At 72.8% G+C, this 19843-nt stretch carries 17 protein-coding genes and 1 riboswitch; of the genes, 4 read left to right on the plus strand and 13 right to left on the minus strand.

The features are described 5' to 3' along the window. Window positions 1-128 precede the first annotated feature (128 nt). The 5 genes from thpD to IE145_RS23160 form a co-directional block, all read right to left on the minus strand. Window positions 129-1022, minus strand: coding sequence for an ectoine hydroxylase (thpD, locus tag IE145_RS23140; protein ID WP_189527371.1), 894 nt, complete (start codon window positions 1020-1022; stop codon window positions 129-131). Window positions 1023-1025: 3 nt separating this feature from the next. Further along, on the minus strand, window positions 1026-1424 hold the full coding sequence (locus tag IE145_RS23145; RefSeq protein WP_006123624.1) for an ectoine synthase: 399 nt from the start codon (window positions 1422-1424) through the stop codon (window positions 1026-1028). 89 nt (window positions 1425-1513) lie between these two features. Beyond that, window positions 1514-2776, minus strand: coding sequence for a diaminobutyrate--2-oxoglutarate transaminase (ectB, locus tag IE145_RS23150; RefSeq protein WP_189527372.1), 1263 nt, complete (start codon window positions 2774-2776; stop codon window positions 1514-1516). 195 nt (window positions 2777-2971) lie between these two features. Next, on the minus strand, window positions 2972-3502 hold the full coding sequence (ectA, locus tag IE145_RS23155) for a diaminobutyrate acetyltransferase (protein WP_078566394.1): 531 nt from the start codon (window positions 3500-3502) through the stop codon (window positions 2972-2974). A 309-nt stretch (window positions 3503-3811) separates the two neighbouring features. Then, on the minus strand, window positions 3812-4918 hold the full coding sequence (locus IE145_RS23160) for a pyridoxal-phosphate-dependent aminotransferase family protein (RefSeq protein ID WP_189527373.1): 1107 nt from the start codon (window positions 4916-4918) through the stop codon (window positions 3812-3814). A 160-nt stretch (window positions 4919-5078) separates the two neighbouring features. Here IE145_RS23160 and IE145_RS23165 point away from each other — a divergent pair, with 160 nt between their 5' ends. After that, on the plus strand, window positions 5079-6155 hold the full coding sequence (locus tag IE145_RS23165) for an amidohydrolase family protein (RefSeq protein WP_189527423.1): 1077 nt from the start codon (window positions 5079-5081) through the stop codon (window positions 6153-6155). A gap of 300 nt (window positions 6156-6455) precedes the next feature. Next, on the plus strand, window positions 6456-7427 hold the full coding sequence (locus tag IE145_RS23170) for an SCO1860 family LAETG-anchored protein (RefSeq protein ID WP_189527374.1): 972 nt from the start codon (window positions 6456-6458) through the stop codon (window positions 7425-7427). A gap of 84 nt (window positions 7428-7511) precedes the next feature. On the opposite strand, the gene cobC is transcribed toward IE145_RS23170, so the two are convergent. Beyond that, on the minus strand, window positions 7512-9125 hold the full coding sequence (gene cobC / locus IE145_RS23175) for an Rv2231c family histidinol phosphate aminotransferase CobC (protein WP_189527375.1): 1614 nt from the start codon (window positions 9123-9125) through the stop codon (window positions 7512-7514). 179 nt (window positions 9126-9304) lie between these two features. Between cobC and IE145_RS23180 the strand changes: the two genes are divergently transcribed. After that, window positions 9305-10039 carry a ZIP family metal transporter gene (locus tag IE145_RS23180; protein WP_189527376.1) on the plus strand — a complete coding sequence of 245 codons (735 nt, stop codon included), beginning with the start codon at window positions 9305-9307 and terminating at the stop codon, window positions 10037-10039. Window positions 10040-10146: 107 nt separating this feature from the next. Here the strand turns inward: IE145_RS23180 and IE145_RS23185 are convergent, their stop codons facing one another. The 7 genes from IE145_RS23185 to IE145_RS23215 form a co-directional block, all read right to left on the minus strand. Further along, window positions 10147-11508, minus strand: coding sequence for a cobyrinic acid a,c-diamide synthase CobB (locus tag IE145_RS23185; RefSeq protein WP_189527377.1), 1362 nt, complete (start codon window positions 11506-11508; stop codon window positions 10147-10149). Beyond that, on the minus strand, window positions 11502-12101 hold the full coding sequence (gene cobO, locus IE145_RS23190; RefSeq protein WP_075267032.1) for a cob(I)yrinic acid a,c-diamide adenosyltransferase: 600 nt from the start codon (window positions 12099-12101) through the stop codon (window positions 11502-11504). Before cobO ends, IE145_RS23185 begins: the two co-directional genes overlap by 7 nt. Continuing rightward, the gene (locus IE145_RS23195; RefSeq protein WP_189527378.1) at window positions 12101-14134 is read right to left on the minus strand and encodes a putative cobaltochelatase; all 2034 of its coding nucleotides are present in this window, start codon (window positions 14132-14134) and stop codon (window positions 12101-12103) included. The genes cobO and IE145_RS23195 overlap by 1 nt, the downstream gene beginning before the upstream one ends. Further along, complete coding sequence (locus tag IE145_RS23200) at window positions 14131-15930, minus strand: cobyric acid synthase (protein WP_229825753.1); 1800 nt, start codon at window positions 15928-15930, stop codon at window positions 14131-14133. The genes IE145_RS23195 and IE145_RS23200 overlap by 4 nt, the downstream gene beginning before the upstream one ends. After that, window positions 15927-16922, minus strand: a complete 996-nt coding sequence (locus IE145_RS23205; protein ID WP_189527379.1) for a cobalamin biosynthesis protein — start codon at window positions 16920-16922, stop codon at window positions 15927-15929. The genes IE145_RS23200 and IE145_RS23205 overlap by 4 nt, the downstream gene beginning before the upstream one ends. Before the next feature lie 150 nt (window positions 16923-17072). After that, window positions 17073-17202, minus strand: a riboswitch (cobalamin riboswitch). A 161-nt stretch (window positions 17203-17363) separates the two neighbouring features. Beyond that, on the minus strand, window positions 17364-17594 hold the full coding sequence (locus IE145_RS23210) for a hypothetical protein (RefSeq protein WP_189527380.1): 231 nt from the start codon (window positions 17592-17594) through the stop codon (window positions 17364-17366). Window positions 17595-17606: 12 nt separating this feature from the next. After that, window positions 17607-18866 carry an inorganic phosphate transporter gene (locus IE145_RS23215; RefSeq protein ID WP_189527381.1) on the minus strand — a complete coding sequence of 420 codons (1260 nt, stop codon included), beginning with the start codon at window positions 18864-18866 and terminating at the stop codon, window positions 17607-17609. Between the two features lie 277 nt (window positions 18867-19143). Between IE145_RS23215 and IE145_RS23220 the strand changes: the two genes are divergently transcribed. Next, the gene (locus IE145_RS23220) at window positions 19144-19803 is read left to right on the plus strand and encodes a class II aldolase/adducin family protein (protein WP_189527382.1); all 660 of its coding nucleotides are present in this window, start codon (window positions 19144-19146) and stop codon (window positions 19801-19803) included. The last annotated feature ends 40 nt before the right edge of the window (window positions 19804-19843 follow it).

Here is a 19843-nt window from a genome sequence, read left to right on the forward strand (position 1 = left end):
CCCTCTCCGCCGACCCGGGCCCCGGTCCAGCGAGTTACGCGGCGAGCCGCCCGTGCCCCGGACCCGTACGGCACGCGCGAAGGGCCGGGACGGCGTACCGTCCCGGCCCTTCCCAGCCTCGCGTCGTGCTACCTCACCGGGGTGAAGTCCCGCGCCCCGATGAACTCCGGGCGGCGGATCGGAGCCGCGAAGGGCTCCTGCGCCGCGTTCTCCACGCTGTTGAAGACGATGAAGACGTTGCTGCGCGCGTACGGGGTGATGTTGTCGCCCGAACCGTGCATGGCGTTGCAGTCGAACCAGGTCGCCGAACCGGCCTTGCCCGTGAAGAGCTTGATGCCGTGGCGGTCCGCCATCTTCGTCAGCGCCTCGTCGGACGGGGTGCCGGCGTCCTGCATCTGGAGCGACTTCTTGTAGTTGTCCTTCGGCGTCTCGCCCGCACAGCCGAGGAACGACTTGTGCGAACCGGGCATGATCATCAGCCCGCCGTTGGTGTCGTAGTTCTCCGTCAGCGCGATCGACACGGACACCGTCCGCATGTTCGGCAGACCGTCCTCCGCGTGCCACGTCTCGAAGTCCGAGTGCCAGTAGAAGCCCGAGGCCCCGAAGCCCGGCTTCACATTGATCCGGGACTGGTGGACGTACACGTCCGAGCCGAGGATCTGGCGGGCCCGGCCCACCACCCGCTCGTCGCGGACCAGCCCGGCGAAGACCTCGCTGATCTTGTGGACCTCGAAGACGGACCGCACGTTCTGCGACTGCTTCTCCACGATGGAGCGCTCGTCGGCACGGATCAGCGGGTCGGCGACCAGCCGGTCCAGCTCCGCCCGGTAGACGGCGACCTCGTCCGGCGTGATCAGCTGCTCGATGCTGAGGAAGCCGTCGTGCTCGTAGCTCTGGAGGTCCTTGGCGGCGATCGGACCCGGTGCGCCCGGCGCGGACCAGATGACCGGGTCCTGGCGGGGAGTGGTCATCTCGGCGGCGCCGCGCGAGGGGTACAGATCGGCGCGTACTTCGGTGGTCATGGTTCAGCCCTCCTCGGTCAGCAGTGGGTAGACACCGTTCTCGTCATGGTCCTCCCGTCCGGTGACGGGGGGATTGAAGACGCACACGCAGCGGAAGTCGGTCTTGGGCCGCATGGTGTGCCGCTCATGTCCGTCCAGCAGATACATCGTGCCGGGCGTGATCCAGTGCTTCTCGCCGGTCTCGTCGTTGGTGAGCTCGGCCTCGCCCTCGGTGCACAGCACCGCCTCGATGTGGTTCGCGTACCACATGGAGGTCTCCGTGCCCGCGTACAGCACGGTCTCGTGGAGCGAGAAGCCCACCTTCTCCTTGGCGAGCACGATGCGCTTGCTCTCCCAGGTGCCGGACGCGGCCTTCACATGCCGGTCGGTGTTCTCGATGTCACTGAACGATCGGACGATCACGGTGAGCGGTTGCCTTTCTCTTCTCTGCACGGGGCCCGGGCCGCGAGGCCCGGGCCCTCTTCTTCTCCGCCTGCCCCGGGAGTGCCGGGTCAGGCCGTCTCGCGGACGGAGCGGGCCAGCGTGCGCAGGCCCTCGTCCAGTTCCTCGGGGGTGATGGTCAGCGGCGGCAGCAGCTTGACCACCTCGCTCTGCGGGCCGGAGGTCTCCAGCAGGAGCCCCAGCTCGAAGGCGCGGGCACAGACCGCGGAGGCGCGGGCCGGGTCCTCGAACTCCATGCCCCACACCAGGCCCCGGCCGCGGAAGCTCGCGGTCGACTCCTCGGCGCAGATGGCCAGCAGCGTCTGCTCGACCTGCTCGCCGCGGGCCAGGGTCTGCTTCTCCGTCTGGCCGTCCGCCCAGTACGCCTGCAGCGCGGCGGCGGCCGTGACGAAGGCCGGGTTGTTGCCGCGGAAGGTGCCGTTGTGCTCGCCCGGCTCCCAGATGTCCAGCTCCGGCTTGAACAGGCAGAGCGCCATCGGCAGACCGTAGCCGCTGATGGACTTCGACAGCGTGACGATGTCCGGGACGATGCCGGCCTCCTCGAAGGAGAAGAAGCCACCGGTCCGGCCGCAGCCCATCTGGATGTCGTCGACGATCAGCAGCATGTCCTGGCGTTCGCACAGCTCCTTGAGCGCGCGCAGCCACTCGGGGCGGGCGACGTTGATGCCGCCCTCGCCCTGGACCGTCTCCACGATCACGGCGGCGGGCTTGTTCAGCCCGGAGCCCTGGTCCTCCAGCAGCCGTTCGAACCACAGGAAGTCGGGGACCGTACCGTCGAAGTAGTTGTCGAACGGCATCGGGGTGCCGTGCACCAGCGGGATCCCGGCCCCGGCGCGCTTGAAGGCGTTGCCGGTGACGGCGAGCGAGCCCAGCGACATGCCGTGGAAGGCGTTGGTGAACGAGACGACGGACTCGCGGCCCTTGACCTTACGGGCCAGCTTCAGCGCCGACTCGACGGCGTTGGTGCCGGTCGGGCCGGGGAACATCACCTTGTACGGCAGGTCGCGCGGGCGCAGGATCACGTTCTGGAACGTCTCCAGGAACGCGCGCTTGGCGGTGGTCGCCATGTCCAGGCCGTGGGTGATGCCGTCGCGCTCGATGTAGTCGATCAGCGCTCGTTTCAGCACCGGGTTGTTGTGGCCGTAGTTGAGCGAGCCGGCCCCGGCGAAGAAGTCCAGGTAGGAGTGGCCGTCCTCGTCGGTCAGCCGGGCGCCCTGCGCACGGTCGAAGACGGCGGGCCAGCCGCGGCAGTAGCTCCGGACCTCGGACTCCAGGGTCTCGAAGACACTCAGTGCGGGCGGGGTGATGGTCACAGCGGATCTCCTGCGTGAGGGGGTGTGACGGGCGGTGGTCTCGTGCTCCCCGCCGCACGGATGCGGCCGGGATCGCGCCGGGCGGTCGGCCGGCGCGAAAAGTCGTGGGGGCCGGGCACACGGATCGGGTGCCGGGCTGCGAGGGGCGGGCGGCGGGCGTACGGATCGGTACGCCGAGGGCGCACCCGGGCGGGCTCAGGTGGCGAACGGGCCGATCCGGTAGAGCACCTCGGGCAGGTGGGTCCCCTCGGGGAACAGGTCGCCGTCGAAGAGGACCTCCTGCTCCAGTGCCACGTCGTGCCGCTGGGCGTAGGACGTGAACAGCCGGTCGGAGGCGGTGTTGTCCGGGGTGATCGTCGTCTCCACGGACGACAGGCCCTGGTCGGCGGCGACCCGGGCGGTCAGCGCGTCCAGCAGCGTCGCGGCCAGCCCCTTGCCGCGGTGGGCCGCGTCGACGGCCACCTGCCAGACGACGAGGGTCTGGGGGCGGTCGGGCCGGATGTAGCCCGTCACGAAGGCGATGGGCTCGCCGCTCTCGCCACGGGCGACGACGGACGTCGCGGCGAAGTCACGGCACCACAGCAGGTAGCTGTACGAGGAGTTCAGGTCCAGGACCTGGGAGTCGCGGGCAATGCGCCAGATCGCGGCTCCGTCCTCCACTCGCGGCGCATCGATACTGAGGAATTCGCTTCGGGCACGGGCAAGATCTGCTGGTGCGGCGGTCATGAAATTGAATTTACCCAGCAAATTTCGAAATTGCATCGCGGCGAGGGGTTGGGTGAAGACGCCCGATGTGTTATCAGGCGTGCGCGAGCTGCCTCGTGATTCGAGGGGAGTTTCAGCCCCTTTGTCCTGAATTTAACGGGCATAACGCCCACTCTGTGGAGTCGGTCACAAGGTCGTAACTCTCGTGGAACGTGTCCGAATCTTGAAGTCGGATCCGCGCGAAAAACTTCCGTGTTTAGAAGACGGAGAAGCGGGCAAAAGAATGCGGGGAGCTGCTTTGAATAAAGTAGCTCCCCGCATTGTGGGTGTTTATCGGCTCGGCCAGGTTTCCGAAACGGCCCGGCGGGCAGCCTCGATATCGACCGGCCGGCCCGCATCGGTCAGCGCCGCCCCCAGAGCCGCGAGCGAGGACAGCACCGTGCCCCGCGTCGCATCCGCCCCGTAATGGTTGACCCGGATCATCTCCTTGGACAGCGCCCCGCCGCCCGCGACCAGTGGCAGCGCGGGGTCCGCCGCCAGTGCCGCCGCGACCAGCGCGGCCGCGTCCGTCCCCGCCGGGGCGCGCAGCGTCGTCGCCACCGGGGCCGCGTCCCGCGCCTCGTGGACATACGGCTCAAGACCGCCGCCCAGCGCCACCGCTCCCGCCCGGGTCGCCGCGGCGGCCGAGGCGTGGCGGGCCATCACCGTCTCCAGCCCCTCGTCCTCGATCCGGGCCACGCACGCCTCGAGACCCAGCATCTCCAGCTGCGCCGGGGCGTGCGGCAGAGCCGTGCGGCCGCCGTCGATCCAGCGCTCCTTCCAGTCCAGCAGCGAGAGGTAGGAGCGGCGCGGGGCGGCCGGGTTGGCGGCGATCCGCTCCCACGCCCGCGCGCTCACCGACACCGCGGAGACCCCGGCGGGCCCGCCCATGGCCTTCTGCGCGCCGATCACGCACAGGTCGACGCCCCAGACGTCCGGCAGCAGCGGCTCGGCGCCCACCGAGGCGACCGCGTCCAGCATGAACAGCGCCCCGTGCGCCCGGACGACCTCGCCGATCTCCGCGACCGGGTTGGTGTTGCCGGTCGCCGCCTCCGCGTGCACCAGCGAGACGAAGTCGATCTCCGGGTGCCCGGCCAGCGCTTCGGCGACCTGGTCGGCGGTCACCGCCGTGTGGAAGGGCACCGCGAGGTCGACGACCTGGGCGCCGCAGTCCCGCAGCCAGTTGCCGAAGGTCTGCCCGTACGGGCCCGTGACCACGTTCAGCGCGGTCGAGCCGGGCCGTGCGCCGCCGCGGATGCAGCCCTCCAGCGGGAGCAGCGCCTCGCCCTGGGTGATGACGACGTCCTGCTCCGTGGCGAGGAGCCGGGCCACGCGCCGCTCGATCGCCGCGAAGTGGCCGGCGGTCAGCGGGGGAAGGTCGAGGAAGGGGTGCGTCACGGTGGGGCTCTCTTCGGGTTCGTCCGTCGGTCGAAAGGCACTGGCAGCCTACCGACGGCCCACGGGCGGCCTCGTACAGTGCCGCGTATGAGTGATCGGGTGAGGGTTCGGACGGTTGTCGGGACGGGTGGTCGCAGTGAGTGACCGAAAGGAGCGGCCGGTGCTGCGGGTGAAGGGCCGGGTGCTCGTCGGCCCGGACGAGGTGCGGGACGAACTGTGGGCGGTGGACGGACGGATCACCTACGAGCGGCCGCCCGGCGCGGACGGGGCGGTGACGGTCAGGGGCTGGGCGCTGCCCGGCCTCGTCGACGCCCACTGCCATGTCGGCCTGGACCGGCACGGACCGGTCGACGCGGCGACCGCGGAGAAGCAGGCGCTCACCGACCGGGAGGCCGGGACCCTGCTGATCCGGGACGCCGGATCCCCCTCCGACACTCGCTGGATCGACGACCGCGAGGACCTGCCGAAGATCATCAGGGCCGGCCGCCACATCGCCAGGACCCGCCGCTACATCCGTAACTACGCGCACGAGATCGAGCCCGGCGACCTCGTCGCGTACGTCGCCCAGGAGGCCCGGCGCGGCGACGGCTGGGTCAAGCTGGTGGGGGACTGGATCGACCGCGACGCCGGGGACCTCACCGCCTGCTGGCCGCGCGGCGAGGTCGAGGCGGCCATCGCCGAGGCGCACCGGCTGGGCGCCCGGGTCACCGCGCACTGCTTCGCCGAGGAGTCGCTGCGCGACCTGGTGGAGGCGGGCATCGACTGCGTCGAGCACGCCACCGGCCTCACCGAGGAGACCATCCCGCTCTTCGCCGAACGCGGCGTCGCGATCGTCCCCACGCTGGTCAACATCGCGACCTTCCCCGACCTCGCGGCGGGCGGCGAGGCCAAGTTCCCCCGCTGGTCGGCCCATATGCGGCAGCTGTACGACCGCCGCTACGACACCGTGCGCTCCGCGTACGACGCCGGGATCCCGGTCTACGTCGGCACCGACGCGGGCGGCTCCCTGGCGCACGGCCTGGTCGCGGGCGAGGTGGCCGAGCTGGTGAAGGCGGGCATCCCGCCGCTGGAGGCCCTCTCCGCGACCGCGTGGGGAGCCAGGCGGTGGCTGGGGCGGCCCGGCCTCGACGAGGGGGCTCCGGCGGACCTGGTCGTGTACGACGCGGACCCGCGCGCGGACGTCCGGGTGCTGGCGGCGCCCCGGCACATCGTGCTGAACGGGCGGGTCATCGGCTGACCCGGCGGTGCGTTGACGGGCAGTGACGGATGCGGCCCCGGCTCGTTGACACGGCCGGCCCGTCCACGCGCCGCGGCCCTCACCGCGTGAAACGGGTGACGGAGGGAGGCGGGAGGGAACGCACGTGCCGAAAGATTCGAATATGCGCGCGGAAACCCCCCTTTGGGGTGAACTCACGTCAGGTATCCGCCAGTTCACCCTCAGTGCGTAAAGATTCACGGAGTCGAGGCCACCGGCCGGGCGATGTCCCCCATTGGACTGTGCCGGTGGCTCCATGTCTCTTGTGGGGGTTCCACCATCTTGAACAGCAACACCTTCCGTCTCGCCGCCGTGGCGGTCGCCGCCGCCCCCGTCGCGCTGCTTGCCGCCGTCCCCGCGCACGCAGCCCCGGCGACGCCCACCACCGGCGGTGAGGGCAGGGCGAGCGCCGTCGTGCTCCGTACCGGGCTCGACGTCTCGCTCCTCAACAAGTCCGTCCAGGTGCCCCTGAAGGCCACGCTCAACGAGGTGCAGGCCCCGGCCAGTGCCGAGAAGACCGCGCTGACCGTCAACCTGGACGGGGTGGAGGGCCGCCCGGTGGACGTTCTGCGCGCGGACGTGGCCACCGCCAACGCCACCGTGGACGAGCACAGGGCCGAGGGGTACACCAACCTGGCGAAGGCCCGGATCCACGTCCCCGGACTCGCGGCGATCCCGCTCGTCGAGGTCGAGAAGGTCACCTCCAAGGCGCTCTGCGAGACGGGCAAGCAGCCCGTCGCCGAATCGAACGTGCTCGGCCATGTCGCGGTGCTCGGCAAGAAGGTGACGCTCAGCGCGGGCGGCCCGACCCAGGTGTCCGTGCCGGGCGTCGGAGAGGTCACCCTCGACCTCTCCAAGACCGTCACCACCGAGCGCACGGCCGCCGCGACGGCCCTTCAGCTCAAGGTGGCGGTCAACCCGCTGAAGCTCAACGTCGCCGAGGTCGACGGCGACGTCACCCTCGCCGAGGCGACCTGCGAGACCCCGAAGGGGCCGAAGACGCCCGAGGAGCCGAAGACCCCCGAGGAGCCGAAGACGCCCGAAGAGCCGAGCTCCACCGACGGCGGCTCCACGGGCGACGACGTGAAGACGCAGACCGGCTCCGACACCGGCCCCGCCCCCACCGAGGCCAACCTCGCCGAGACCGGCGGCAGCTCCACCACCCCGTACATCGCGGGCGGCGCGGCCCTCCTCCTCGCCGTCGGCGCGGGCGCCACGGTGCTGGCGCGCAGGCGCAGCAGCGGCCAGAGCTGATCCGTACGACGGGGGACGGGGGCGGCATGACGGGGGACGGGGGCGGCGTTCGCACGGCGAGCGCCGCCCCCACGTGCCAGGCCCTCAGCGCCCCGATCTCGCGGGCAGCGCCTGCACGGCCTGGTCCAGGGCCTGGAGGAAACGATTGGTCGTGGCCCGGTCGCGGACCGCGAGCCGCAGCCACCGCGGCCCGAGCCCCGGGAACGTATCGCCGCGCCGGGCCGCGAAGCCCAGCAGCCGCAGCCGCTCCCGGACCTCCGCCGCCCGCTCCAGCCGCACCAGCACGAACGGCCCCCGGGCCGCCTCCACCACCTCCACCTCGCTGAACTCCGCGAGACCGGCGAGCAGATGCGCCCGGTCCACCGTGATCCGGTCCGCCGCCTGAGCCGCCTCCACCAGCGCCCGCGGCTCCATGCACGCCTCCGCCGCCGCCAGCGCCGGGGTGGACACCGGCCACAGCGGCTGCGCGTCGGCGAGCCGCGCCACCGTCTCCGGCTCGGCCAGCACGTATCCGATCCGCAGCCCGGCGAGCCCCCACGTCTTGGTGAGGCTGCGCAGCACCACGAGCCCCGGAATGTCCGTCCGGTCGCACAGCGCCTCGCGCTCGCCCGGCACGACGTCCATGAACGCCTCGTCGACCACCAGCGTCCGCCCCGGCCGCGCCAGCTTCTCCAGCAGGGCCGCCGGATGCAGCACGGACGTCGGGTTCGTCGGATTGCCGACCATCACGAGGTCCGCCTCCTCGGGCACCGCCGCCGGATCGAGCCGGAAGCCGTCCTCGGCCCGCAGCAGAACCCGCCCCACCTCGTGCCCGGCCGCCCGCAGCGCCGCCTCCGGCTCCGTGAACTGCGGGTGCACCACGACCGGGCGGCGGGCCGGCAGCGCCCGGGCGATCAGGACGAACGCCTCGGCCGCGCCGGCCGTCAGCAGCACCCGCTCCACCGGCAGCCCGTGCCGGCCGGCGACCGCGGCCCGGGCGGACGACCCGTCGGGATAGGCGGCCAGCGAGGTGAGCGACGCGGCTATCCGCTCGCGCAGCCAGGGGGGAGGGGTGTGGGTACGGACGTTCACGGCGAGATCGGTCAGATTCTCGCCGCGCACCTCCGCGTCGCCGTGGTGCCCCAGGTCGGGCCCGGCGCTCTCGAGGTCCCGCGTGGGGGGATGCGTGGGGGGGTTCATGGCAGCCATGGTGAACGGGCGGGAGCCTGCCGTCACCGGTGAGGTGGAAGTTTTCCCGCCGGAAACATCGAAAGTCCCGTCGGCGGCCGGAAAACGGCGGGCCACCGCACACGTCGCCACCCCCTTCGCCGCCGCCTTCCCGCCCGGGGAGCGGGTCTTCGGCACCACCAGCTCGTCCGCCTCGATCAGCGCGGCGGCCTCCGCGACCGACGGAGTCCCCGCCGCCGCGCCCACCCCGGCCGACGGGTGCGGCACCCGGACCGCGGCCAGCGCCCCCGCCGGATGGGTGCGCACCGGTACGCCGAGCCGGGCCGCCGCCCCCACGATCCCCGGCTCGTCCCCCTTGGCGTCGACCGTGGCCACCTCCACCACGTCCGCCGGGTCCAGTCCCGCCCCGCTCAGCACCGCCTCGATCAGCGCGAACACCGCGTCGCCCGGAACACCCCGGCGTGCGCCGACCCCCACGACCAGACTGCGGGCGCCGGACTCGGGTCCAGGGCCGAGGGATGCTCCGGTCATCGGCGGAGTCCTGCCTTTCAGGTCATACGTCTCGGTGGTGCGGGGGAGGGGGCGGGGCCGCTCCGTATACGAATCCGGATACGGAGGACGGGCCCGGGCGACGGGAGGGGCGGCGGGGACGCCACCGGTAAGGACACCCTGAGATGCGCGGAGGGGGCCCGATCGGCTAGCAAGGCCCCATGGCGGTGTTCGTCGCGCTCGGCGCGTTCCTGATGACCCTGGCCGGTGGCTGGGTCGCCCAACGCGTCACCGACCGCCGCCATCTGGTGCTCGGTCTCGCGGGCGGGCTGATGCTCGGCGTGGTCGGCCTGGACCTCCTGCCGGAGGCGATCGAGGCGGCGGGCGAGCCGGTGTTCGGGGTGCCGATGGCGCTGCTGCTGTTCGTGGGCGGCTTCCTGGTGGCCCATCTGGTCGAGCGGCTGCTCTCCGCACGCCGGGTGGCACACGGGGCGGGCGGCGGGCACCACGGCGACCGCGTCCCGCAGGTGGGGCTGACGGCGGCCGCCGCGATGGTCGGCCACAGCCTGATGGACGGCATCGCGCTCGGCGCCGCCTTCCAGGTCAGCGGTTCCATGGGCGTGGCCGTCGCGCTGGCGGTGATCAGTCATGACTTCGCCGACGGATTCAACACGTACACCCTCACCAGTCTGTACGGGAACGCCCGCCGCAAGGCGCTCGTGATGCTGTTCGCGGCCGCCGTGGCACCGGTCGTGGGCGCGGCGACGACGCTGCTGTTCACCCTTCCGGAGGAACTGCTCGGCGGCTATCTCGGTTTCTTCGGCGGAGCCCTGCTCTACCTGGCCGCTGCGGAGATCCTTCCCGAGGCGCACCACACCCATCCCACCCGCTCCACCCTTCTCTGCACCATCGGGGGCGTGGGCTTCATCTGGCTGGTCGTCGGCATCGCGGAGTGAGCCGCGCGTACGCCCCGGACGTCCCGGTGCGCCGGACGCGCCGCAGCCCGCCACGCCGGACGCGCCCGTCGGCACGCGATCCGCGAAGCCGGGCGGAGGTGGTCCGTTCACCGTGCCGGATGCGCCCGGCAGTGCTCGACGAACCGTCGGGCCACCTCGGGCGACGCGGCCCAGTGCGTGTGCAGATAGCTCGCGTGCACGCCCCGCTGGACGTATCCCTCGACCCGCCGCTCCGGCTGGTGCATGCCCCAGGCGGGCGTGGTGCCCGCCGCCGGCTCCAGCACCGTGCGGTGGAACTCATGACCGCGCATCCGGGTTCCCGCCGCCGCCAGCGGGCTGTCCGAGACCGCCACCGCCTGCCGGTAGCCGAGCGTCAGCCGCTTGGACATCCGGGCCTCGGCGTCCAGCACCCCGCACATCGGCTTCCCGTCCAGCTCCCGGGCCAGATACAGCAGCCCCGCACACTCGGCGGCCACCGGCGCCCCGCTCAGGGCCAGTTCCGTGACCGCCCGCCGCAACGACTCGTTGGCCGACAGCTCGGGGGCGTACACCTCCGGGAACCCGCCGCCGATCACGAGCCCCGCCGTCCCCACCGGCAGCTTCTCGTCCCGCAGCGGATCGAAGGTCACGACCTCCGCACCGGCCGCCGTCAGCAGCTCCGCGTGTTCCGCGTACGCGAAGGTGAACGCCGCCCCGCCCGCCACGGCGACAACGGGCTTCTCGGCGCCGGCCCCGGGGGCGTACGCGGGCTCCCACGGCTCGTCCGCCAGCGCGGGAGCCGTCCGCGCCAGCGCCAGCAGCGCGTCCAGGTCGCACCCGGCGCGCACCCGCTCACCCATGGCCCGTACGGCGTCCACCGCGTCGCCCTGCCGCTCGGCGACCGGGACCAGACCCAGGTGCCGCGAGGGCGTCGCGACCTGCGGGGCCCGCCGGATCACCCCGAGCACCGGCAGCCCCGACTCGTCCAACGCGTCCCGCAGCAGCGCCTCGTGCCGGTCGGAGGCCACCTTGTTCAGGATCACCCCGCCGATCCGCACCTCGGGGTCCCAGGAGGCGAACCCGTGCACCAGGGCCGCCACGGACCGGGACTGCGAGGACGCGTCCACCACCAGCACCACGGGCGCCCTGAGCAGCTTGGCCACCTGCGCGGTCGACGCCAGCTCGCCCTGCCCCGAGGCACCGTCGTACAGCCCCATCACGCCCTCGACCACGGCGAGATCGCACCCCGCCGACCCGTGCGCGAAGAGCGGGGCGACGAGGTCGGTCCCGCACATGTACGCGTCGAGATTCCGGCCGGGGCGGCCCGTCGCCAGGGAGTGGTAGCCCGGATCGATGTAGTCCGGGCCGACCTTGTGCGGCGAGACGGCCAGCCCGCGCGCGGCGAAGGCGGCCATCAGACCGGTGGCGACGGTGGTCTTGCCGCTGCCCGAGGACGGAGCGGCGATGACCAGACGGGGCACACTCACCACTCGATGCCCCTCTGGCCCTTCTGCCCCGCGTCCATCGGGTGCTTGACCTTCGACATGTCGGTCACCAGGTCGGCGGCCTCGACGAGCTTGTCGGGCGCGTTGCGGCCGGTGATCACCACATGCTGGGTGCCGGGCCGGTTCCGCATGACCTCGACGACCTCGTCGGTGTCGATCCAGCCCCAGTGCATCGGATAGGCGAACTCGTCGAGCACGTACAGCTTGTACGTCTCGGCCGCCAGGTCCCGCTTGACCTGCTCCCAGCCCTCGCGGGCCTTCTCCTCGTTGTCGAGCTGGCCGTCGCGCTGGACCCAGGACCAGCCCTCGCCCATCTTGTGCCAGTCGACGGTGCCGCCCTCGCCGCTCGCGCCGAGCACCTTCAGCGCGTTCTCCTCGCCGACCTTCCACTTCGCCGACTTGACGAACTGGAACACCCCGATCGGCCACCCCTGGTTCCAGGCCCGCAGCGCGAGCCCGAAGGCCGCCGTCGACTTGCCCTTCCCGATGCCCGTGTGGACGAACAGGAGCGGGCGGTTGCGGCGCTGACGGGTGGTGAGCCCGTCGTCCGGCACGGTTGTCGGCTGTCCCTGCGGCATTAAGCGGCCCTCCCGGCTGCGGTGACGTCCTTGACGAGCCCGGCGATCGAGTCGGCCCGCAGCTCGTCGAGCGTCACGGCGGTGCCTCCCAGTTCCCGGGCCAACTCCCCGGCGAGGCCGAGGCGTACGTACCCCGACTCGCAGTCCACGACGACCGAGGCCGCCCCCTCGGCCCGGTGCAGTCGCGCCGCCCGCCCCGCGAGCGCCACGGGCTCGGGCCCGCCGGTCGCCCGCCCGTCCGTGACGACGACGAGCAGGGGCCGCCGCGACGGATCGCGCAGCCGCTCCACCCGCAGCACGTCATGGGCCTTGAGCAGTCCGGCGGCGAGCGGAGTGCGCCCCCCGGTCGGCAGCGACTCAAGCCGTGCGGCGGCCGCGTCCACCGACGAGGTCGGCGGCAGCGCCACCTCCGCCTCCTTGCCCCGGAAGGTGACCAGGCCGACCTTGTCCCGCCGCTGGTAGGCGTCGAGCAGCAGGGACAGCACGGCCCCCTTGACCGCGCTCATCCGCTGCCGGGCCGCCATCGATCCCGACGCGTCCACGACGAACAGCACGAGGTTGCCCTCACGCCCTTCCCGGGCCGCCTGCCGCAGATCGTCCCGGCGCACCACGAGCCCGCGCCCCGCGCGCCCGCGCGCCCGCTGGTGCGGGGCGGCGGCCTGCACGGTGGCGGCCAGATGCAGCTTGGTCAGCGCCCCCTCGGGCCGCCGGGCGCCGGTGGTACGTCCATGCTCGGTACGCGCCCGGGAGCGCCGCCCCGCAGCACCCTCGCCGAGCCCCGGCACGCTGAGCATCTTCGTCCGGAACGGCTCGGCGGCGGCCACGGGCCGCTGCTCGCCACCGGCGGGCCGGCCGGGCGTGTCGGGCGCGTTCTCGGGGGCCTGGGACGGCGTGTCGCCGCCTTCCGGGGCCGGAGGCGTACGGTCCTCGCCCTCGGCCTGCGGCGGCACACCCCCGCCACCACCACCATCGCCCCCGCCGTCGGGCCCGGGGCCGGGGTCATCGTCGTCGTGGTCGTCCCGGGGGCCGGCCTCGTCCAGGGTCTGATCGAGTTTGTCCTCGTCCAGACCGGGCGCGTCGAACGGGTTGCGCCGCCGCCGGTGGGGGAGGGCCAGCAGGGCCGCCTGCCGTACGTCGTCGGCGGTGACCTCCTCGCGCCCGGCCCAGGCGGCGAGCGCGGTGGCGGTACGGGCCATCACGATGTCGGCCCGCATCCCGTCGACCTCGAACGCGGCGCAGGTGGCGGCGATCTGCCGCAGGACGCCGTCGCTCAGCACGACCCGGGGCAGCAGGACGCGGGCGGCGGCGATCCGGTCGCGCAGGGCACCCTCCTCCTCGGCCCAGCGCGCGGCGAACCCCTCGGGGTCGTCGTCGTACGCGAGCCGGCGCCGCACGACCTCGACCCGCTCGTCGGTGTCCCGGGAGGCGGAGACCTCCACGGTCAGCCCGAACCGGTCCAGCAACTGCGGCCGCAGCTCGCCCTCTTCCGGGTTCATCGTCCCGACCAGCAGGAACCGTGCCGCATGCCGTACGGAGACGCCCTCGCGCTCGACGTACGAGGCACCCATGGCCGCCGCGTCCAGCAGCAGGTCCACCAGGTGGTCGTGGAGGAGGTTGACCTCGTCGACGTACAGGATCCCGCGATGAGCGTCGGCCAGCAGCCCCGGTTCGAACGCCTTCACGCCCTCCGAGAGCGCCCGCTCGATGTCCAGCGCCCCCACCAGCCGGTCCTCGGACGCCCCGACGGGCAGCTCCACGGTCCGCGCCGGACGTGCCACCCCGGCCGCCTCCGCGTGCGGCCCGTCGGGACACGCCGGATCGGGCGAGACGGGGTCACAGGAGAACCGGCACCCGGGTACGACGGAGACCTCGGGCATCAGCGCGGCGAGCGCCCGTACGGCGGTGGACTTGGCGGTCCCCTTCTCACCCCGCACGAGCACGCCGCCGACGGCCGGACTGACGGCGTTCAGCAACAGCCCGAGCCGCAGGTCGTCCTGGCCGACGATCGCGGTGAAGGGATACGGCGTACTCACAAGGCCTCCTGGTCGACATGGTGTTCAGCTTCTGCGTGACCGGTCACATCAAGCCCCTGGCCCCTTGACCCGACGGGCCCGGCGGACCCGGCGGACCCGGCAGGATCAAGCCCCTGGGGCGCGGCTTGCGCGGACCGGGCGAATCCGATCCCCTGCTCCGTTGACTCCGTTGACTCCGTTGACTCCGCGGACCCGGCGAGAACAAGCCCCTCCGGCGATGGCGGAGCGGGGTCCTGGGCAGCCCCACGGCTCGCCGCACCCCCCGCACCCGCACCCACGTCACGCGGCCTCGGAGGAGCCCCCGGCGGCACGAACGGCAATCCGGACGGCGCCCCACCCTCGATCAACCGCCACAACGCATCCGTGTCCGCATGCTCCTCCACCAGATCCCCGAGCCGATCCAGCTGCTCCTCCCGCAGCACCCCGAAACTCGTGTCCGGCGCGGGAACGAACCGCCGCCCGGCGGCCCGGGCCACCTCCACCAGGAACCGCCGCCGGAACGCATCGCTCTCCAGCGACCCGTGCCAGTGCGTCCCCCACACCGCCCCCACCCGGCACCCGTCCAGGAACGGCTCGCCGCCCCGTACGTCGGCCACCCCGTGGTGGATCTCGTACCCCTCCACGGGCTCGCCCAGCGCCGAACCGACCGGCCGCGCCAGCGTCTTGTCCCGGTCGAAGCGAATCCGCACAGGAAGGACGCCCAGCCCGTCCACGACCCCCGCCCGCGACTCCACCTCGTCCTCGATGCGCTCACCGAGCACCTGGAACCCGCCGCAGATCCCCAGCACCGGCCGGCCCTCCGCCGCCCGCCGCACCAGCGCCTCCGCGAGCCCCCGCTCGCGCAGCCAGGCCAGCGCCTTCACCGTGCCGCGCGTTCCCGGCACGATCACCAGGTCCGCGTCGGCCAGCTCCTCCGCCCGGTCCACGAACCGCACGACGACGCCCGGTTCGGCGGCCAGCGCGTCCACGTCCGTGAAGTTGGACATCAACGGCACCGCGCAGACCGCGACCCGCAGCACGTCCTCACCGTGGGGCGGCGCCACGACCGACTCCCGCACCGCCCCCCGCAGGGAGACCCGCAGGCCGTCCTCCTCGTCGATGCCGAGCCCGTGGGCGTACGGCAGCACCCCGTACGTCCGCCGCCCGGTCAGCCCGTACAGCATGTCGAGCCCCGGCTCCAGCAGCGAGACGTCGCCCCGGAACTTGTTCACCAGGTAGCCCGCGACCAGCGACTGGTCCTCGGCGCTCAGCAGGGCCGTGGTCCCGAAGAACGAGGCGAAGACCCCGCCCCGGTCGATGTCCCCGACGACCAGCACGGGGAAACGGGCGGCCCGGGCGATGCCCATGTTCACGATGTCGGTGCGCCGGAGGTTGATCTCGGCGGGGGAGCCCGCCCCCTCGCAGATCACCGCGTCGTACGCCGCCCGAAGCTGCTCCAGGCAGTTGGTGACCGTCCCGAGCAGCGCCTCCTGACGGCCCCCGTGGTACCCGCGGGCGCTCATCTCGCCGACCGGCTTCCCCATCAGGACGACCTGGCTGGACCGGTCGCTGCCGGGCTTCAGCAGCACCGGGTTCATCAGGGCCGTCGGCTCCACCCGGGCGGCCTGGGCCTGCATCGCCTGGGCGCGTCCGATCTCCGCGCCCTCGCGGGTGACGAAGGAGTTGAGGGACATGTTCTGCGCCTTGAACGGCGCCACCTTCACGCCCCGGCGCACCAGCCAGCGGCAGATGCCCGCCGTGACGACGCTCTTGCCCGCGTCGGAGGTCGTTCCCGCGACCAGCAGCCCGCCACTCATGCCCGTCCCCGCCTCTGTCCTGTCGACGACCGTCCCGCGACCGGCCGCCGCGCGGCCCAGTGGCCCGCCGCCAGCCGGCCCGCCACACACACCCCCAGAGCCAGCGCACTCACCCGCCGCGACAGCCGTACCGCCCGCTCGATGTCGTTGCCCCGGACCTCCCGCCCGGCCGCCCCGTTCAGTACGGGCCGGTGTTCGACGCGCCCCGCGTACGCGAGCGTGCCGCCCAGCCGTACGCCGAGCGCCCCCGCGAACGCCGCCTCCACCGGGCCCGCGTTCGGGCTCGGGTGGCGGTGTGCGTCCGCCTTCCAGGCGCGTACGGCCCGGGCGGGCCGCCCGCCGGCCGCCACGGCCAGCACGGCCGTCAGCCGGGCGCCCGGCCACCCCGCCACGTCGTCCAGGCGGGCCGAGGCCCAGCCGTAACGGCGGTGGCGGGGCGACTTGTGGCCGACCATCGCGTCCAGCGTGTTCACCGCCCGGAAGCCGACGAGCCCCGGCACCCCGCCGACCGCCCCCCACACCAGCGCGCCGACGACGGCGTCCGAGGTGTTCTCGGCGACCGACTCGACGACCGCGCGGGCGATCCCCGGCCCGTCCAGGGAGTGCGGATCGCGCCCGCACAGATGCGGCAGCCGCTCCCGGGCCGCCTCCAGGTCCCCGGCGGCCAGTGCGCCCCCGATGGCACGGGCCTCCCGGCCCAGCGACGTACCGCCGACGACGGACCAGGCGGTGGCGGCGGTCAGCGCGACGGCGAGCGCCGGACGTCCCCGTACGGCGCGGGCGGTCAGCGCGGCGGCCCCCACGGCGCCTCCGGCGCACACCAGGGCGTGCAGCGCGCCCCGGCCACGGTCGTCACGCCACAGCAGGGACTCGACGCGCGCCGCGGCGCGGCCGAACCCGGCGACGGGGTGGCCCCGCCGCGGATCGCCCAACAGCGCGTCGGCGACCATCCCCGCCGTGGCGCCGTACGCGAAGATGCGATCGGCACGCACGGCTCAGCCCGTCGCGGAAAGAGGCGTTCCGGCACGGAGAGGGTCATGGAGGGGCACAGGAAGCGGCGCGGGGAACGGCGCACGGCGGCCGGGCATGGCGTAGGTCCTCACTCAGGGTCCGCGCCCTGGTTCGACGTGACCGGCGACGAGAGTCTCCTGGCTCCCGGATCCGCAGTTCCCCCGGCCTTCCAGCCCGCGTACCGCGAGCCGTGACGTCCGGTGTGGGGGAGTGCTCCCCGGTGACAGTGGCGGGACCGCGCCGGATTCGCACCGGCTTCCTCTGCTGTCGCCGTAAATGGCTCGGGCAGTCCACCACGCCCCGAGAACAGCCGTCAACTCGCTGTTGACCTGCGGGGCTGCACTGTGGCCGGACGCACACCGGGCCGGACACACGAGGGTGTGTCCGGCCCGGAGGAGTGCGAGGAACGCGGCGACGCGAGGTCAGGCGACGATCAGATAGATCCCGTACGAGACCGCCGCCACGCACAGCCCGAAGCAGGCGTACGCGCCGGTGCGCGCCAGCGCGACCGACCCGCCGGAGGCGCTGCCCCCGGCCGTCGCGGACTGCTTGGAGAGGGCGACGATGCCCAGGGTGAAGAGGCCGACCAGCGCGATGGTGACCACGAGGCTGACACCGAAGACGGAGGCGAGAGCTGCCCAGTCGATTTTCATGCGGATCTGTCCTTACACCTTGGCCGGCGGCCGGGCCGGGTCGTCGGGCGCCGAGGCCGGGGCCGGGATGGTGGTCGTGAGGTCGGAGGCCGGGGCCCCGGCCGGCGGCGGCTGGACCGCCGCGATGGCCGTGGTGACGACGCCCTGGGGCTCGTCGCCGTCCGTGTCGTTGACGTTGGTGTGGTTGACCGGCTGGCGACGCGAGGCCAGCCAGATGGCGAACGAACCGCCCACGAGGATGACCGCCGTGACGGCGATGCCCCACGTGCCCTGCTTGGTCAGGAACTCGGCGCCCGCGCCGACCAGACCCGCGGCCGGCAGCGTCAGACCCCAGGCGACGAACATCCGGGTGGCGGTGGACCAGCGGACCACACCGCCCTTGCGGCCGAGGCCCGCGCCCATCACGGCACCCGAGCACGACTGGGTGGTGGAGAGGGAGAAGCCGAGGTGCGAAGAGGCCAGGATGACCGTCGCCGCGCTGGTCTGGGCGGCGAAGCCCTGCGGCGGCTGGAGGTCGGTCAGGCCCTTGCCCATGGTGCGGATGATGCGCCAGCCACCGAGGTAGGTGCCGAGCGCGATGGCGAGACCGGCGGAGACGATGACCCACAGGGGCGGGTTGGAGCCGGGGGCCAGGATGCCGCTGGTGACCAGGGCGAGGGTGATGATGCCCATCGTCTTCTGGGCGTCGTTGGTGCCGTGGGCGAGCGAGACGAGACCGGCGGAGGCGATCTGCCCGGCCCGGTAGCCCTTGGCGGTCGACTTGAGCTGGTTCGGGTCGGTGACGTTCCGGTTGATGCGGTACGTCAGCCGCGTGGCCAGCATCGCGGCGATACCGGCGACCAGCGGGGCGGCGATCGCGGGGAGCAGCACCTTGGTGACGACGGTGCCACCGTTGATCGAGGACCAGCCGGCCGACATGACCGCGGCGCCGATCAGACCGCCGAACAGGGCGTGGGAGGAGCTGGAAGGCAGCCCCAGCAGCCAGGTCAGCAGATTCCACAGGATGGCGCCGACGAGCGCCGCGAAGATGACTTCTGTTCTGATGCCGTCTTCGTTGACGATCCCGCCGGAGATCGTCTTGGCGACCTCCACCGACAGGAACGCGCCGATCAGGTTGAGAACGGCGGACATGGCCACCGCTGTCTTGGGCTTCATCGCGCCGGTCGAGATGGTGGTCGCCATCGCGTTGGCGGTGTCGTGGAAACCGTTCGTGAAATCGAACACGAGAGCTGTTACGACCACAATCGCAAGCAGCAGCGTGATGTGTTCCATTTACCCAGGCAATCGTTCGACGTCAGTGGCTCGTGGACCGTAGGCAACCTGGGTGAACGGAAGATGAACTGGGCAGGGCGCTGTGGTGACTCCAAGCGGAGTGCGGTGCTTCCGCTTGTGTGCGGGTGAGGTTGTGCGAGGCCGGTGGGGTACGGCGTGGGCTGCCCTTTGCCGCTTGTTGGCGAACATTTTGAACGGCCGTTCGGCACCCGGAAGAGATCCCCGTCACGCTCTGTGTGACGTTCCGGTTGCGTGCCTGCACCCCTACGCTCGCCCCATGAGCGAGCAGCAGCCGGAATCCGTCCGCCAGGCCTGGCAGGACGTCGTGGACACGGCCCGCCGGAGCGCGGCGGACGGCCTCGTCGTCGGCACCTCCGGCAATGTCTCCGCCCGCGTCGGCGACCTCGTCCTGGTGACGCCCAGCGGGGTGCCCTACGACCGGCTCGGACCCGAGGACGCGGTCGGCGTCGACCTGGAGGGGCACCAGGTGCTCGGGGATCTCGGCCCGACCAGTGAGCTCCCCCTCCACCTGGCGGTCTACCGCTCCACCGACGCCGCCGCCGTCGTCCACACCCACGCCGTGCACGCCACCGCCGTCTCCACCCTCGTCGCCGAGGTCCCGCTCGTGCACTACGCGGCGGCCCTCCTCGGCGGTCCCGTCCGCACCGCCGCCTACGCGCGCTACGGCACCCCGGAGCTGGCCGACGCCATGCTCGAAGCGCTCCGGGACCGCACCGGCTGTCTGCTCGCCAACCACGGCACCGTCACCTACGGCGACACGCTCGACCAGGCCTACGACCGCACCGCCCAGCTGGAGTGGCTGTGCCACCTCTGGCTCACCGCGAGCTCGGTGCCCGGCCGCACCCCGGCCCTGCTCTCCACGGCCCAGCTGGCCGAGGTGACCGAGGCGCTCAAGGGGTACGGCCAGCACGGCTGAACCGGACCCGCCCGGGCCGGGAGACCGGGGCCGGGGCCAC

Source organism: Streptomyces sindenensis (genome assembly GCF_014649035.1).
GTDB classification, from domain to species: domain Bacteria; phylum Actinomycetota; class Actinomycetes; order Streptomycetales; family Streptomycetaceae; genus Streptomyces; species Streptomyces sindenensis.

Bases quoted from the DNA above. Each gene is read 5' to 3' on its own strand.
- cobO (WP_075267032.1), bottom strand. From the start codon at position 12,101: ATGCCGCAGGGACAGCCGACAACCGTGCCGGACGACGGGCTCACCACC.
- IE145_RS23210 (WP_189527380.1), bottom strand. From the start codon at position 17,594: ATGAAAATCGACTGGGCAGCTCTCGCCTCCGTCTTCGGTGTCAGCCTC.
- thpD (WP_189527371.1), bottom strand. From the start codon at position 1,022: ATGACCACCGAAGTACGCGCCGATCTGTACCCCTCGCGCGGCGCCGCC.
- cobC (WP_189527375.1), bottom strand. From the start codon at position 9,125: ATGACCGGAGCATCCCTCGGCCCTGGACCCGAGTCCGGCGCCCGCAGT.
- IE145_RS23220 (WP_189527382.1), top strand. From the start codon at position 19,144: ATGAGCGAGCAGCAGCCGGAATCCGTCCGCCAGGCCTGGCAGGACGTC.
- IE145_RS23215 (WP_189527381.1), bottom strand. From the start codon at position 18,866: ATGGAACACATCACGCTGCTGCTTGCGATTGTGGTCGTAACAGCTCTC.
- IE145_RS23180 (WP_189527376.1), top strand. From the start codon at position 9,305: ATGGCGGTGTTCGTCGCGCTCGGCGCGTTCCTGATGACCCTGGCCGGT.
- ectA (WP_078566394.1), bottom strand. From the start codon at position 3,502: ATGACCGCCGCACCAGCAGATCTTGCCCGTGCCCGAAGCGAATTCCTC.
- IE145_RS23200 (WP_229825753.1), bottom strand. From the start codon at position 15,930: ATGAGTGGCGGGCTGCTGGTCGCGGGAACGACCTCCGACGCGGGCAAG.